Genomic DNA, 16,873 nt, shown 5'->3' on the forward strand with positions numbered 1-16,873 from the left:
AATAAAGTAATCTATTTGAATTACTATTTTGATAAGAGATATTAATCTATATCAACTTTTCAAGAACACTGTTGTTATCTCTATCTAATTATATAAATATAATATTACATATTTTTTATTTTTTATAAAAAATGATATAAAATTATTTTTATATTTATTTATTGTAGATATAATAACTAAATATAAATACAAGATAGTAAAGAACTAACTTTAAAAAATAAAAAAGTTGGGCTTCTTTCAACAGGAAAAATTAATGCCTACACTCAACTGGATTGGTAAAGAAAATGTTATTAACCATCACAATGAAATTGAATACAATGTATTAGCATGTAAAGAAAATTTTGGAGAGAAAAACAGTGGTAATTTATTAGTTAAAGGAGATAATCTCTTGGCTCTTAAAGCACTATTACCTTATTATGCTAATCAAATTAAAATGATTTATATTGACCCTCCATATAACACAGGAAATACATCATGGGTCTACAATGATGCTGTGGATTCTCATATTATAAAAAAATGGCTTCATGCAACAGTAGACAAAGAAGATTTATCTAGAACTGACAAGTGGCTTTGTATGATGTATCCAAGATTAAAGCTTTTACATAAATTTTTGAAAGAAGATGGTGTAATTTTTATATCTATAGATGAAGCAGAGATAAATACATTAAAATTAATAATGGATGAAATATTTGGAAGTCAAAATTATGCTACAACGTTATTTTGGCAATCTCGTACATCTAAACAGAATGACACTGATATTAGTACTAATGGTGAATATATATTAGCTTATGCAAAAAACAGAAGATTAAAAGATAGGAGATTAAAAGAAACAAATATTTCTAGTTGGTTTAATGATGAATCATTTGTATTTTATCCAGATGAAGTTGATATTAAAAGATATTCTAATCCTGATAATGATCCTAGAGGTCCTTGGAAAGCAGATCCTTTTGATGCACCAAATATCAGAGAAAATTTAACTTATGAAATTGTAAATCCCATCACTAAAGTTAAATATTTACCTCCTGAAGGTAGATGTTGGAGAACAGAGGAATCAAGTTACGATAAATTGTATGAAGATGAAAGAATAATATTTGGTGCTGATGGATTAGGGAAACCACAATTAAAAGTATTTTATGAAGAAAAAAAGATATTTGGTGAAGTTCCTACAACTTGGCTGCCTGGTAATGATTATGGAACAACAACATCAGCTTCAAAAGAATTAAAAAATATATTTGGTAAAAAAGTATTTGATTATCCTAAGCCTGTTGAATTAATAAAGCACTTACTACATCTTGCTACAAAAGATGGAGATATAGTGTTAGATTCATTTGCAGGGAGTGGATCAACTGCTCAAGCAGTTTTAGAGCAAAATCAAAAAGACGGATTTAATAGAAAATTTATTCTTATTGAAATGGAAGAATATGCAGAAGAAATTACAGCTAATCGAATAAAAAAAGTTATTAAAGGGTATGAATTTACAGGAACCCAAAAAACTGAATTATTTAAAAAGAAATTAGGTATGGCACAAATATTAAAGCCAAACATTATGGAAAAATTGTCAATCGATATTGAAAATACGATTACTGAACAAACACCAAATTTTGACAAAATATCAAAATCATTTAAAGAAAATACAGTAACTTTAATTGGACAAAATAATATAAAAAAATTTAAAAAAGGGATTGGTGGAGGTTTTCAGTATTGTGAATTATCAGAACCTCTTTTTGATGAATATGGTTTATTGAATGAAAAAATATCACATTCAACACTCGCTAAACATCTTTACTTTACAGAATTTGGACAAGCATTAAATATACAAATAACAAATGAAAATTATTTAGGGACCATTAATAATGTTTCACTTTATTTGTTTTCGAAAGAAGATTTCAAAAAAAATAATTTTAATCAAATTATTAAAAACAATAATCAACAATCAATAGTATATGCAGATAGAACTACAATATCAGAATATGAATTATCTAAACACAATATCACATTTAAACAATTACCATTCTCGATTAAGGATAAATAGTGGAATTAAAAATATATCAACAAGAAGCACTTAATACACTTATTTCATTTTGTAAAAACTATAAAAAATCATCTGGTAAAGTAGAAGAAGCTTTTAACAATACATTGAAAAATTCAGAACAGTTTTCTGAACCATATGAACCCTATTTAAAAGTTAAAGAATCAACTGCTCCTTATCTATGCATTAGAATACCTACGGGTGGAGGTAAAACATTAATAGCTGCTAAAAGTTTGAAACCAGTAATAGAAGAATTATATGAAAGTGATAAAACATTTTTAGTAATTTGGTTGGCTCCAAAAGATATCATAGTCAATCAAACAATTAAAGCCCTCAAAAATCCAAAACACTCTTATAGAAAAGCCATAGAAGAAGACTTCCCCTCAGCTTCTATAAATGTAATGAGATTAAAAGATGCGTTAAAAAATACTTTTAATAAAAAGACAGACATTACAATTTTAGTTGGAAGTATGCAATCATTTAATGTTGGGAATGATGATATTAGAAAATTTTATGAATTAAATAGTAATTATGCAAATTTTTTAGAAAATAGCAAATATCAAGATGAGCCAAGTCTTGCAAATGCAATTAAGCAATCATCTCCATATATTATTATTGATGAAGCACATAAAGTACGTGCAAATTTAAGCTTATCTAATATAATTAATTTAAATCCTTCTTTTGTTCTTGAGCTAACGGCAACACCTGAAAGGAATCATAAGCCAAATGCAGGTAAATATGCAAGTAATATTATATATAGTGTATCAGCAAGTCAATTAAAAGCTGAAAATATGATTAAGTTACCAATTATTTTAGAAACAGTTGATAATTGGGAGAAAACTGTTAAATATTCTAAAGATAGAAGAGAGAATCTTGATGCATTAGCAATTAGTGAAAAAAAATATATTCGACCTATTGTACTTTTTAGAGCAGAACCAGATCGAAATGAAGACTCTATAACTTATGAAAGAATAAAGAATTACTTGTTAAAAATAGGAGTAAAAGAAAATGAAATAGTAATTGCAACAGGAACTATTAAAGAATTAGACAATATATCAAGTAGAGGTTGTAAGTCTATTGAAGATAAAGAATGCCCTGTTAAATATATAATTACAGTTGATGCTTTAAAAGAAGGGTGGGACTGTCCATTTGCTTATGTATTAGGCGTTGTTTCAGATTTAAGTTCAGCAACTTCAGTTGAGCAATTGTTAGGAAGAATATTACGTAATCCCTATGTTGAACAAAAAGAAAATGAAGAATTAAATTATTCTTATGCAATCGTTTCATCTAAAAAATTTCAAGAAACAGCACAAACACTAAAAGATCAATTAATAGATAATGGTTTTGAAGAAATTGAAGCTAATTTGAGTATTATAAAAGATCCCCATACTAATCCTGAAGCAAATTCTATTGGTGGGTTATTTGATATTGATAGCTTGCATGAAAACAATAGTATTGATGTATCAAATTTTGATATTGGGCAAGTTAGTATAAAAAATCAAGAAGCTATAGATTACAATAATATTACCAAAAAGTTTACATTATTTAAACGACCAATAAATCCTAACTCTCTTAAAAAAGAACTAAGATCAGCTATACAAGATGAGAATGAATATAAACAAGTTGAGAAATTAATAGATGAAGCTATTTCTAATAAAATTATACGTATCTCACAAAATGGAGATTTTTCAATTCCTCTATTGACAATCAAGAATGATCAAGGTATTTTTGAAGTATTTGAAGAAAGTCATATTCAAGAACATATTAATTGGACAGAAGAAGAATTTCTAGCTCAAGCATTTCTGACTGAAGATGAATTCCATATTGAAGAAAATTCTACAGTTGAGTCAATAGATATTGACTCGAAGACTAAAAAAGTTGTTATTAATCCACTTAGAGAAAGATTAGTACATTTTTCTAAGAATCAATTATTTAAAACCAATATTGAACCAAGAGACATAATAAAAGTTATTCTTAGTAATAACAGCAAAGAATTAAATAGTAGTCCAAGTAAAAGCGTACAAAAATTTGCCTCACATGTTATTAGAAATTTAATTGATAAAGGATATAGCATAGATGATCTATATATTTATAGAATTAAATTAAAAAAAGCTATAATGAAAAAAATTAAAGATACTAATCAATTGAATAAAACAAAATATTTTAATAGTTTGTTTGATAATTTTGATTTTGAAGTTTCTCCAAATATTCAATTTACATTTAGTAAACAAACATATCCTACTTCAAATATCGATGCTCGTAGTTCAGAATTTAAAAAACACTATTATCCTAATAGAATACAAATGCTAGGAAAAAAAGAAGAATATGAATGTGCAAAATACATTGACAAGCTTGAAAATATTGAAACTTGGATTAGAAATATAGACAGAAGACCTGATTATTCTTTTTGGCTTCAAACTTCAACCGACAAATTTTATCCAGATTTTATTCTCAAATTAATAAATGGGAAAATATTAGTTATTGAATACAAGGGTGAAGATCGATCAACAAATGATGATAGTAAGGAAAAGAATAAAGTTGGAAGTGTTTGGGAAGACTTAAATCCAAATGTTGGCTTTATAATGGTTAGTGCAAATGATTATATGCACAAAATAAAAAATAAAATCGATAGACTTTTGTATTAATTATTTATTTTAAATAAAGAATAGTTCTTTACTAACCAAGGTTCAAAAGAGGCATTTTAGCCTCTTTTTTTAATGAATATTTAGATGTTTTCTAGGATGTCTAGTTTTTAAAATCTTTTTTTGATGTTGAGAATTGACTACTGTATATATCTGTGTAGTTAAGATTGATGAATGTCCTAAAATATTTTGAATGTATCTAATATCAACATTTTCCTCTAATAATCCTGTTGCTAGTGTATGTCTAAATTGATGAGGGGTCACATGTTTTCTAATTCCTGATAATAATTGGTATCTTTTTATCATATGCCTTACAGAATCTTCAGAAAGCATATTATTAAGTCTGTTAATAAAGAAGAAGTTTTTTTCATAAATTTTTTTATTAAATAGTTTATAATATTCTACAAGAGATTGTTTTACTTCAGGGTCGCAAATCTGAATGGCTCTTTCTTTTGATCCTTTTCCAAAAATATTGACAATTCCTCTTTGTATATTAATATCAGTTGGTTTTAAATGACAAAGCTCTGAGACTCTCATCCCTGTTGCAAATAGCAGTTCTGTTACTGCAATATCTCTTACTGCTGCATAATAAGTATATGAATTTTTATCTTCTATATTTTCTTTATATGCATATATAAATTTAAAGAAACGTCTTAGGTCTTTTTTATCTATAGTTTTAGGAAGTCTCTTTGGTAGTTTTATTGATAATTGCATTTTTTTAAATGGACTAAACTCAATAAACTCTTCAAATTCTAAAAAATTAAAAAATGTCTTTAATGTTCCGACTTTACGTTTAATACTTTTTGCTTTTAATTCCTGCTCAAATAAATATTTTACATACTCTTTAATATAAATTTTATCAAATAAATCAAGTGAACTATTCTCACTATCTTTATATTCTCTAAATTGCTTTAAATCTATATTGTAAGCTTTAACTGTTTTACTACTTAAATTTTTCTCATAAATACAATGTGCTTCAAATAATTTTATCATTTCAAATAGTTTCATATATTATCCTTATTAATTTTAGATCCATATTATCAATAACTATTTAAAAATTTATAATTCTTAATAAAATAATAAACTTGTTAATTCTCAAAGATTAATAATATCTCTACCTAATTCTTAAACTCAAAAAATACTTTTCAATTTTTATTAAGTATTTACAGCTTTTTTAATATTCCTTTTACCTGTTAGCAAAGGATTAATAATCTTATATTTTTATTTGCTTTTTCCCACTCTTTTTTATATTTAAGAAGGTTTAATATAGAATGCTATATTAATAAATAATTAGGTTTTTAAGGAAATATTAAGTGAAACCAGAAGAGATAGGAAAAGCATATAATCAAATTACTCACATTTGGGATAGTAAAAAATTTGATATGAGTAATGGTATTGCTCAGCACAAAAAAGCAATAAGCTTTGTTAAAAATCGTGGTAACGCTTTAGATATTGGCTGTGGATGTACTGGTCGATTTATTGAATTACTCTTAAATGAAGGTTTTATACCTATTGGTTTAGATATTTCAGACAAGATGCTAAATATTGCACGAAAAAAACATCCAAAGGTTCACTTTATACAAGCTGATATTTGCAAATACAAGTTGTCTGAAAAGTATGACTTTATAACAGCATGGGACAGTATTTGGCATGTTCCTCTATTGGAGCAACGAAATGTTCTTTATAAAATTATTGAAAGTCTTAATGTTGGTGGAGTATTTATATTTTCATTTGGAGGTACAGATGAAGAAGGTGCTCATATTAACAATTTTATGGGACCTGATGTTTATTATTCATCACTTGGACTAAATGGTTTCATAAAATTATTCATTGAATTAGGATGTATTATCAGACACTTAGAGTTTGATCAATATCCAGAAGTTCATACCTACCTTGTGGTAGAAAAAGTCTAAAGAATATGTTAAGTCAGACAATCAATATGCATACATATACTTCCAAATAGTTTTATATTTAATATTGAAATAACTATTTTTTCATAATAGTTACTTTTGAATCAATTATATTTAAAAAAATATTATTCTCAATAACTAATATATATTTTATAAAATCTCAAAAACAATAAAAATTGAAAATAAGAGTTTAATTTAACATAATTTAATAAGAAAAGTATCATCCCTAAATTTACCTTAAATAACCCGGATAATACTTTTCACTTTCAATTTTATGTACAAAGAATACTTTATAAAGATAAATTTCTTAATAGTCATTTTAATATGTATTATAACTTGATATTTAGAAAATAAATTATTATTTTAAAATTTCAAGTAAATTATTTATTGACAAATATAATATTAATTTAATATTTCATTTATTATAATTTGTAATTCCCATAATTCAAAGAAAATATGAAAAAAAATTATTACAATATACTTAAATATAAGATTTTTAAAAATCTTTTTGATTTAGACAACGCACCTTGCCTATATTTTTTAACCAAAAAAGATGAACAATCAATAAATAGAAAAAATTTAAATAAGTTATCTCTAAATCTAGCATCACACTTTATAGATAAGTTTCCAAAAGATAAATATATTTTAGTATGCATGGATCCTAGTATAGAATTTGTAGTAACACTTATAGGTTCTATATATTCAAAAATAACTATTGTTCCTATTCCTGTACCAAGAAGTAAAACAGAGATAACAAGAATAAAAAATATTATAAATGAATTAAATATAAAAACAGTAATAACTACCCCTAAATATAAAAAATATTTTGTTGATAATAACTCTTTATTAAATTTGGATTCTATTTTTTCATTTGATGATGAGTTAATAACTGATATAAAAGATAATATAATTAATCAAGAAAATGTATTTTATGAATTAGAAAAAAAGACATTGAATAAAGAGTATAAAGAGGTTGTCGTTCAATACACATCAGGAACTACCAATATACCTAAAGGTGTAAAAATTACAAGTTTTAATATTTTAAAAAATTATGAAGAATTAGATAAAAAATGGAGATTTGATACTAATAAAAATTTTTTAACATGGCTTCCAATATTTCATGACATGGGATTATTTAGTATTATTTATTGTTTTTTAATAAGCGGAATGAAAACTTATTTAATGACTCCACAAGAATTTATAAAAAACCCAATTAATTGGTTAAAACTTATTAGTGAAAAAAAAATTTATATAAGTGGTGGTCCTCCTTTTGCTTATGAAATGTGTACTAAAATATTAAATGAAAACAATAATTTTGATTTTGATTTATCAAATTGGAAATTGGCTTTTTGTGGAGCTGATTATGTTTCGCATCAACTTCTTGAAGAATTTAGAACTTCAACAAATAAATATAAGTTAAATAAAAATTCTGTTTTTGCTACATATGGAATGGCCGAAGCAACCTTATTTATATTAGGAGAACCTTTTTGGGAAAATATCGCTTTTGATAAAAAGAATATTAGAACATTTTCAGAAGGATGCTATTTTTCAGAAGAATCTTTAACAAATCTATTAATATATAATAATAGTTCAAAAAAAATTGTAAAAGAAAAAGAGGAAGGAGAAATCCTTATTTGTGGAGATAATTTAACTAAAGAGTATATTTCACAAAAACTAGATACTATTCATATAAATGGAAAAGAATGGTTTAAAACAGGAGATATAGGTTTTATTGATAAAAACTGTCTTTTTATATCAGGTAGAATTAAAAATTTAATTAAAATATATGGTAGAAATCTATTCTCAAATGATATTATAAATGTTTTAGCAAACGAATTTAAAGATATTCATTTTTCAAAATCATTAATTTTTAAAGCTAATGAATTATCTAACTCTGTAGTTGTAATAATTGAATTAAATAAAAAAATTTCTTCCTATGAAAAAGATTTTTTAATTTCTTTAAAAGAGAATATAAAAAATGTTTTATTTAAAGAATTTGGACTAAGTGTTGAAAATTTAATTATAGTTAGCAGAGGGAGTTTACCAAAAACAACAAGTGGAAAACTTCAACAAATAAGAATAAAAGAGTTATATAAAAAAGGATTACTTACAAATGAATAATATAAAAATTATTACTTCACAAACTATTAGCCAACAAATTTTGAAATCCCCTAAAATGAGAGCTTTTAATATTGTGCCATATCTTGAAGAATTACAAGAAAAATCAAATGAAGATTTTAAAGAATTAATTGAAATTTGTAAATCTATGCTTTCTTTTATGAATGGAGCAGAACATCTAAAGTTAAGAAAAATAATTTCTAAGCCAATGTCAATGAAATCAATTTCTATATATAAAGACCAAATAAATAACATTATTGAAAAGATTTTAGATAATTTTTTAAAGGAATCTAATCCTGATTTAGTTTTACATTTTACAAACCCACTTTATATTAGTATCATTGAAGATATTTTTGGTTTTAAAATTAAAGATAAAGATGTTTTTTTAAAAAATATTGAACTTTCAACTACAATTACTGAACCTTTGTTATCCATTAAGAGTTTAAAAAAACTTCAAAAAAACTATTTAGAATTAGCAGAAGAAATTCATAAACAAATAATTATTGAAAAAAATAGTGGATTATTAGATGAAATATCAAAAAATATGAAAGAAAATATAGAAGAAAAACAATTAATAATCATTCTTATGACATTAGTAATTGCATCAAGAACAACTACTGAAAGTTTAGTTTGTATTCTTTGTGAATATAACAATTTAGATAATGAAATAAAAAATAAAATGATTGATGAATTTTGGCTTATGCATAATGTGGATCATTTAGTAAGACTTTGTGCATCAACAAAATATTTAACAAGAGTAGCAAATGAAGATATTTCTTTTGATGATTTACATTTAAAAAAAGATGAACAAATTATAATTGATGTTTATAAAGCAAATAGAGATACATCTTTTTATGAAAATAACATTGATTTTTCACAACTTTCAAATAAAGAAAATTCACATATTGGATTTGGAGGTGGCTCACATATTTGCTCAGGCTTACATTTTGCAAAACTAGTTATAATAGCTACCATCCCTAGATTTTTCAATAAAATAAAACAGTTTAAATATGATAAAAATAAAATTACATATCAATTTTCTACTTTTGCTAAAAGAGCAAAAAGTTGTCCAATAACTTTTGATAATTAAATTAATTAGGATTAAATATGAATAATAAATTTGAAAATAAAGAAGGGATTATCATTATTAAAGATTTTGATACTGCAATAAGTATTTTAAAAGATTCTTCATTTGTAGTACCTGATTTATTAAGTTTTTTAGATAAATTATCAGAAGCTTCAAATATTGATTTATCAACATTACGTCTTTTTACAACAATGTCCCCTTTCTTTTTAGAAGGAGAAAAACATCAATATCTAAGAAGTATTGGTCAAGTATACTTAGGGACAAAATATTATGAAAAATGGTTACCTTTTTTTCAAAATACTATTGATAAAATATTAAATAGAATAAATTCTTTAGAAGAATTTGACTTAATTCAAGAACTAAATATCCCAATATTTACAGAACTTTTAAAACCATATTTAGGTATTTATTCTAATAATGAAAAAGATTTTGATAAAAAAGCCATAGTTTTACAAAGATTAATAGAACCAATGTTATCTATAAATAAATTAAAACTTGTAAACTCTGATTTAAAAGAATTAATAGATAGTTTAGATTTAGAAAAAACACATAATCAAGATTCAATATTTAAAGATTTATTAGATAATAATATTGAATTATCATTAGATGAAAAAAAAGCTTATATAATTGTTCTTTATGCTGCAATTGCACCCTTAGCACAAACAATAATAAATATCATTGTGTATCTTTATGAAAATAAACCAAATATCTCAAAAAAAGATTTTTTAAATAATATTGATTACTATATATGGAAATGTGCAGCCCCTATTTTTATACATAGAATTGCAGTAGAAGATAAAATAATCAATAATACTTTTATAAAAAAAGGCAATACACTTTTAATTGACATTTCAACAAGTATTAAAAATCATAAAAATAATTGTCCAATGGAAAATAAAAATTTTGCATTTGGACATGGAAAACATCTTTGTTTAGGTGCTTTTATATCTAGAAGCTTGATTTCTGAAATAGTTCCAAGATTTTTAGATACAATTTCTTTAAAAATACTTTCAAAAGAAAAAGATAAGACAAATCATATTGCAAATTCTTATATGAAAATAATAGTTAAAAATATAAAGGAGTCATAAAATGAATATTAAAAAAGAAGAAGTTATTAATTTTATAATTAATAAAGTTAAAAAACTAACAAAAAACGAAGAGTCTGAGATTTTGGCCCATACAAGCTTATCATCTGTAGGAGTAGATTCACTTTCTGCTGTTTTAATTTGTGGATATATTGAGGATGAATATAATATAGAAGTTGAACCTATTATTATGTTTGAATGTAAAAATGCAAATGAAGTTGCAAATGAAGTAATCAGATTAATTGAAGAACAGTTATGAGTCGATATTATATAGGGTTATCTACTTCAGGACATGATCCTTCTTTTACAATCGTAGATTCAAAAGGAAAAGTTTTAGTAGCAGAAGCCACAGAACGTTATTTACAAGATAAACGAGCATGGGGTTCTTTACCTGACCATATGAATCATTTAAAATCTTTTTTAGAAAAAATTATTGATACTGATGAAAATGCAGAATTTCAAATTGCCAAAAGTTGGAAAAAAATAAAAGCAGATTTACCAGTTGAAATATCTGATGATTTAATTGAAAAAAGTATTGGGGAGTGGATAAGAAATTTACAAGCAATAGTTCAAAAAAATGCAGGAGTGCATTGTCAAATGATTGCTAAAAATAGGATTCTTCCTGATTTTTTAAATTTTGATCATCATCATTGTCATGCTACAGCTGCAGTTTATTCTGCTCCATTTAATAATGCTGTTTGTTTAGTTTTAGATGGTGAGGGGGAAGTGGGTTCTGCTTCTGTATTTATGTGGGATGGTATAACTTTAAAAAGGATTTGGCGTTCTTGGGGACCTGGAAGTTTAGGTACATTTTATAGTACATTAACTGAATTATGTGGTTTTAGTACTATTGCAGGAGAAGAATGGAAAGTTATGGGCTTAGCAGCATATGGTAAAGTTGATGATAAAATCGTAGAATTACTTAGAAAATTAATTACTATTGAAGATGGAAAACCAATGCTTGCAGTGGAAAATAATTTAAAAGAAGTTATGGCAGAACTAAAAAAATATAAACATAAAGAATCAGAAGATATTTTAAATTCTGCAAATTTAGCAGCATCAGGACAATTTGTTTATAGTGAACTTGCAAACCAAATTTTAAAAAGTATATCAAATTTAAGTGAAAATCTTATACTAACTGGTGGGTGTGCATTAAACTCTTCTTTTAATGGTACTATTTTAAAAAACCATCCATTTAAATCTGTTCATATACCTTCTGCACCTGCAGACGATGGGAACTCATTGGGTGCAGCAATTTTAGCTTGGAAACATAATCAAACTAATTTATCACTGCCTTTTAATCAAGTAAGTCCATTTTTAGGTAGTGAAGTTAATTTAAAAGATTTAAATAATTTAACTAATCATTCGGGATTGGAAATAACGCAAATTGATATAAATGATACTAATTTTATTGCTAAAAAATTATCTCAAGGAATTATTATAGGAGTTATGAGAGGGAAAGCTGAATTTGGACCAAGAGCATTAGGAAATAGATCAATTTTAGCTGATCCAAGACCTAAAAATATGAAAGAAAGAATAAATAAAATAGTTAAAGGAAGGGAAAATTATCGACCATTTGCACCAATTATCCCTTTTGAGTTAATGAATAATTGGTTTGAACAAGTTCAACCTTGTACTTATATGTCATTTACATTAAAATGGAAAAATAATGCAAAAGAGCTTGTACCTGCTGTAGTACATGAAGATAATACAGGAAGAGTACAAACTTTAGATAAGCACAATTTTTCGTGGTTATATAATTTGTGTATGGAGTTTAATAATATAACTGGTATTCCTATTTTACTAAATACTAGTTTTAATGTTATGGGGAAGCCTATTGTTCATACAGTAAATGATGCAATTTCAGTATTGCATACAACAGGTTTAAATGCAATATTAATAGAAAACATATATATAGAAAAAAGATAATAATGTCATTTATTCAATATTATTTAGTTTTTTTCCCTATTTTAATCTTATTGTTTTATTCTGTAAGATTTTTTACTAAAAAACTATCTAAATATATTATTCTATTAGTTTCAATCTTTTTTTTATTATATTTAGATAGTTTATCTTTTTATATTCTTTGTATATTATGTTTAATTAATTACTTGTTTATAAAACTAATTATCAAAGGTTTTAATAAAAATATATTAAGATCTTTGGGTATTATAATAAATTTATTACCATTATTTTATTATAAATACATAAATAGCTATGTTCTTATAGAAACTAATGATACAAATATGTTTCTAGGAATTCCTTTAGGTTTATCCTTTTATGTTTTACAGCAAATTACTGCACTTTTTGATGCAACAAAAAAAGAAAATTTAGATAAATTCAATTTTATAAACTATTTATTTTTCTCTTTTTTCTTTATATATATTATTTCTGGACCATTAACTCCTTACAAAAAAGTTATAAAACAATTTGATTGTATTTTTAAATATAAAATCTCAATTGAAAATATAACTATAGGATTAAGCTTATTTATATTGGGATTTGCAAAAAAAACTATACTTGCTGACCCAATAAAAGAAAGAATTGATTCATTTTACTTAGTTGCAAATTCACATTCTGAAGTACAATTTTCTATAATTGAACTTTTTTATATTGCGTGGGGGAATACAGTAGAATTTTATTTTTCTTTTTCTGCATTTAGTGATATGGCAATAGGTATGGCATTATGCTTTGGTATTATTTTACCAATTAATTTTAATTCTCCTTTAAAAACTAAAACTCCAATGGAATATATTTCTTCTTGGCACATGAGTTTTATGTCATTTGTTAGGGAGTATATTTTTCAACCATCTTTTATGCTATTAAAAAAGCTTCCAATTAAAAATTTAGAATTTAAATATACATTTGCATGGTCAATTTCAGTATTTTTAACTTTCTTTCTAACAGGAGCATGGCATGCTCCTGTTCAGACCTCAATTTTAATAAGTACTTTTGTTGCAATAATAATGGTAAGTATTGAATTATTAAAAAGATTTATTTCTTTACCAAATACTTTTAATAATTTAGCAAATTTCTTATCAAGAATTTTATTATTATTTATGATAATAATTACATCTACTTATTTTAGAACACCTGATAATATTGATATAGAAAATCTATTTTTTAATAATATATATTTAAGTTTACCAAATAGCTTTTCAGAAATTCTATATTTTTTAAAGCCATATAATATTTATTTTGAAGGTATTTTTCCTTCAAATAAATATTTAGAAATTGCACCATTACTTTGGGAAGGAAGAGCAATATTACATATTTTTATATGTACTATAATCATTTTTTTATTCCCAAATACAATGGAGATTTTTAATTTAGTAGATAGTAACAAATATTCACTTTTTAAAATCAAATGGCAAAATAATATAAAAAATGCTATATTAATAGGTATACTATTTACATTTTGTTTATTATTATTAGATAATAATTCTGGATTTATTTATGGACAATAATTATAAATTTATTTTTACATTAATTACTTCAATAATTTTTTCTTTATCAATAATATTATTTATAAATTACACAATTAATCCATTTAATTATTTTAAAAAATCGGGTAATAATTTTCTTTCATCTTCTTTTTTTAGTAAAACACCTCCATCAAATATAATGTATAAAATGACTGAAGATTTAAAATATAATAAATTAAAAGAAATAATTATTGGCTCGTCAAGAACACTATATGGATTTAATACTTGTGAAAAAGATATTTTAAAAGTTGGAAAAACTGGAATTACACTTAATGAAACAAATTTACTTTTAAATGAAGCTCTTAAAAATAAAAATATAAAAACCATTTTTATTGAAGTTGGAATTTTGGATACTAATAAAAATAAAGTTGTTTCTTCTATTCAACCTTCTTTTTGGGAAGCTAATTTTACATTAAATGCTTTATATGTTTCAATTAGAACTTTTTTTGAATATTTATTTGAAAAACAAACTTATCAATCTCCAAACTGTAATTTTAAAGTATTTAAAGTATTTCATGAAGCAAACGATAAAAAATTATTAGACTATTATAGTAAAATTTCTTCAGATTTATTTTTAAAAAACATATCATTCTTTATATCAACTCTAATAGAAAATAAAGATTTAAATAATAAAAAAATTATATTCTTTCTTCCTCCTATTAATTCACAAATTACAAATTTACCTATTAAGGAATTGATTTCTAAAAAATTTAAAGATAAGATTAATGTTAATCCTTCTGTTAAATTTATATCATATAATGAAGTATTAAAAGTAAATGATTCAATAAAGCAAGATTGGTATGATTTAAATCATTTTAAACCCATCTTAGGAAATAAGTTTCTTGAAAAAATCCAAACTATATATTAAAGGATAAAATATAAATAATTCAATATATCTAATCAACCCAAAAACTGATTATCCCAGCTATTATGGAGCAGAAATAATAGAATCAATGGGTTATCAACCTGGTGTAATGATGGCTGATTTAGCTATACCAACGGTAGCTGCTTTTGTACCAAATGATTTTAAAATTGATATATGTGATGAACATATATCTAAAATAAATTTTGAAATTGATTCTAAATTTATAGGTATTACAGGAAGAGTATATCAAAAAAATAGAATGATAGAAATAGCAAAAGAATTTAAAAAAAGAGGAAAAATAATCATAATGGGTGGCTCATATGTTACATTATCCCCTAATATAATGAGAGAGTACTGTGATATACTTGTTCAAGGTGAAATAGAAGAAATACATACTGAATTATTTAATGATTTAAGAAATAATACATATAAAGATACGTATTATGGAACAAAAGCTGATTTAGCATTAACTCCCACACCAAGATGGGATTTATATCCAAATAATCATGCATCAGCAGGCTCAATACAAACTTCAAGAGGATGCCCCTATCAATGTGAATTTTGTGATGTTATTGTTTATTTAGGAAGAAAACAAAGACATAAACCAATTGATGATGTAATTAAAGAATTAGAAGTATTATATAGTTTAGGATATAGAAGTATTGTTTTTTCTGATGATAATTTTACAGTTAATAGACCTCATGCTAAAAAACTATTAAAAAGACTAAGAGATTGGAATTTAAAACATAAAAAAAGTCCAGTAAGATTTTGTACACAAGTATCAACAGATATTGTAAAAGATGATGAATTATTACAATTATGTGCCCAAGCAGGTTTTGATCAGGTTTTTATTGGAATTGAATCCCCTAATTCAGAGAGTATGACTGAAGTAAAAAAATTTCATAATACAAAATTAGAAATGACAAATGTTATTAAAAAATTTTATAATTATGGAATACTACCTTATTGTGGAATGATTTTAGGGTTTGATTCAGATTATAAAAATATATTTAAAGAACAATTTGAATTGGCAATGGACTCATTTAGTCCATACTTTATGATTAATGTTTTAATTGCACCTGATCAAACACCTTTATATAATCGATTAAAAAAAGAAAATAGAATTATTACAAATAGATATGTAGAAGTAGGTTCTCCATTAAACTCAAATATAATTTTTAAAAATTTTTCTACGGATGAGATGAATTTAGGTATGAAATGGCTTGCTACAAATTTATATGAACCTAAAAATTTCACTTTAAGAGTTTTAAATATGCTAGATAACTTTAATACTTATAAACAACCTAAAAGTGCTAGTCAACTTTATGAAATAAATGGAGATCATATATTAAAAGATATTTCAAAAATTATTTCAAAAATCAAAAATCTTGGGGAAGAAGAAAAAAAAATGTGGAATATAATTGGTGAAAAAATCATAGAAAAAAATGCCCCTAAAGAATTATTTATTACTTTAATGTTTTTTTATATGCAACTTAGACATGTTTACAATGAAAATGGTATTTGGCAACCAGAACTAATTGGTGCAGATATAGATTTTGAAAAATAGATATATTATATATAAAAACAATTAGTATTTATTAAATACTATATTAATAAATTATTTAGTATATTCTTTAAAATTGTAAATAGGA

At 24.3% G+C, this 16,873-nt stretch carries 12 protein-coding genes; 11 read left to right on the forward strand and 1 reads right to left on the reverse strand.

Annotation, left to right across the window (positions count from 1 at the left end; translation table 11 throughout):
• Positions 1 to 253: 253 nt before the first annotated feature.
• Entirely contained in the window at positions 254 to 2,032 is a 1,779-nt protein-coding gene (locus AMYT_RS13390; protein ID WP_114843026.1) for a site-specific DNA-methyltransferase, read from the forward strand.
• The gene (locus AMYT_RS13395; RefSeq protein ID WP_162919512.1) at positions 2,032 to 4,674 is read left to right on the forward strand and encodes a DEAD/DEAH box helicase; all 2,643 of its coding nucleotides are present in this window, start codon (positions 2,032 to 2,034) and stop codon (positions 4,672 to 4,674) included. Before AMYT_RS13390 ends, AMYT_RS13395 begins: the two co-directional genes overlap by 1 nt.
• Positions 4,675 to 4,743: 69 nt before the next feature.
• Here AMYT_RS13395 and AMYT_RS13400 read toward each other — a convergent pair whose 3' ends face one another.
• Positions 4,744 to 5,679 carry a tyrosine-type recombinase/integrase gene (locus tag AMYT_RS13400; RefSeq protein ID WP_114843028.1) on the reverse strand — a complete coding sequence of 312 codons (936 nt, stop codon included), beginning with the start codon at positions 5,677 to 5,679 and terminating at the stop codon, positions 4,744 to 4,746.
• A gap of 305 nt (positions 5,680 to 5,984) precedes the next feature.
• Between AMYT_RS13400 and AMYT_RS13405 the strand changes: the two genes are divergently transcribed.
• The 9 genes from AMYT_RS13405 to AMYT_RS13445 all read left to right on the forward strand — a co-directional run bounded on the left by AMYT_RS13405 (position 5,985) and on the right by AMYT_RS13445 (position 16,788).
• Positions 5,985 to 6,584 (forward strand): class I SAM-dependent DNA methyltransferase, encoded by a 600-nt coding sequence (locus tag AMYT_RS13405; protein WP_114843029.1) that lies wholly within the window; start codon positions 5,985 to 5,987, stop codon positions 6,582 to 6,584.
• Between the two features lie 453 nt (positions 6,585 to 7,037).
• Positions 7,038 to 8,702, forward strand: a complete 1,665-nt coding sequence (locus AMYT_RS13410) for an AMP-binding protein (protein WP_114843030.1) — start codon at positions 7,038 to 7,040, stop codon at positions 8,700 to 8,702.
• Positions 8,695 to 9,789, forward strand: a complete 1,095-nt coding sequence (locus AMYT_RS13415) for a cytochrome P450 (protein WP_114843031.1) — start codon at positions 8,695 to 8,697, stop codon at positions 9,787 to 9,789. The genes AMYT_RS13410 and AMYT_RS13415 overlap by 8 nt, the downstream gene beginning before the upstream one ends.
• Positions 9,790 to 9,806: 17 nt before the next feature.
• Positions 9,807 to 10,874: a cytochrome P450 family protein gene (locus AMYT_RS13420; RefSeq protein ID WP_114843032.1), complete on the forward strand. Its 1,068-nt coding sequence runs from the start codon at positions 9,807 to 9,809 to the stop codon at positions 10,872 to 10,874.
• Position 10,875: 1 nt separating this feature from the next.
• The gene (locus AMYT_RS13425) at positions 10,876 to 11,130 is read left to right on the forward strand and encodes an acyl carrier protein (protein WP_114843033.1); all 255 of its coding nucleotides are present in this window, start codon (positions 10,876 to 10,878) and stop codon (positions 11,128 to 11,130) included.
• Positions 11,127 to 12,800 carry a carbamoyltransferase family protein gene (locus tag AMYT_RS13430; protein WP_114843034.1) on the forward strand — a complete coding sequence of 558 codons (1,674 nt, stop codon included), beginning with the start codon at positions 11,127 to 11,129 and terminating at the stop codon, positions 12,798 to 12,800. Before AMYT_RS13425 ends, AMYT_RS13430 begins: the two co-directional genes overlap by 4 nt.
• A gap of 2 nt (positions 12,801 to 12,802) precedes the next feature.
• Positions 12,803 to 14,338 carry an MBOAT family O-acyltransferase gene (locus AMYT_RS13435; protein WP_114843035.1) on the forward strand — a complete coding sequence of 512 codons (1,536 nt, stop codon included), beginning with the start codon at positions 12,803 to 12,805 and terminating at the stop codon, positions 14,336 to 14,338.
• A gap of 166 nt (positions 14,339 to 14,504) precedes the next feature.
• Positions 14,505 to 15,224, forward strand: coding sequence for a hypothetical protein (locus AMYT_RS13440; protein ID WP_129085785.1), 720 nt, complete (start codon positions 14,505 to 14,507; stop codon positions 15,222 to 15,224).
• An 85-nt stretch (positions 15,225 to 15,309) separates the two neighbouring features.
• Complete coding sequence (locus AMYT_RS13445; protein ID WP_114843037.1) at positions 15,310 to 16,788, forward strand: B12-binding domain-containing radical SAM protein; 1,479 nt, start codon at positions 15,310 to 15,312, stop codon at positions 16,786 to 16,788.
• Positions 16,789 to 16,873 lie beyond the last annotated feature (85 nt).

This window comes from Malaciobacter mytili LMG 24559, from assembly GCF_003346775.1.
Lineage (GTDB): Bacteria > Campylobacterota > Campylobacteria > Campylobacterales > Arcobacteraceae > Malaciobacter > Malaciobacter mytili.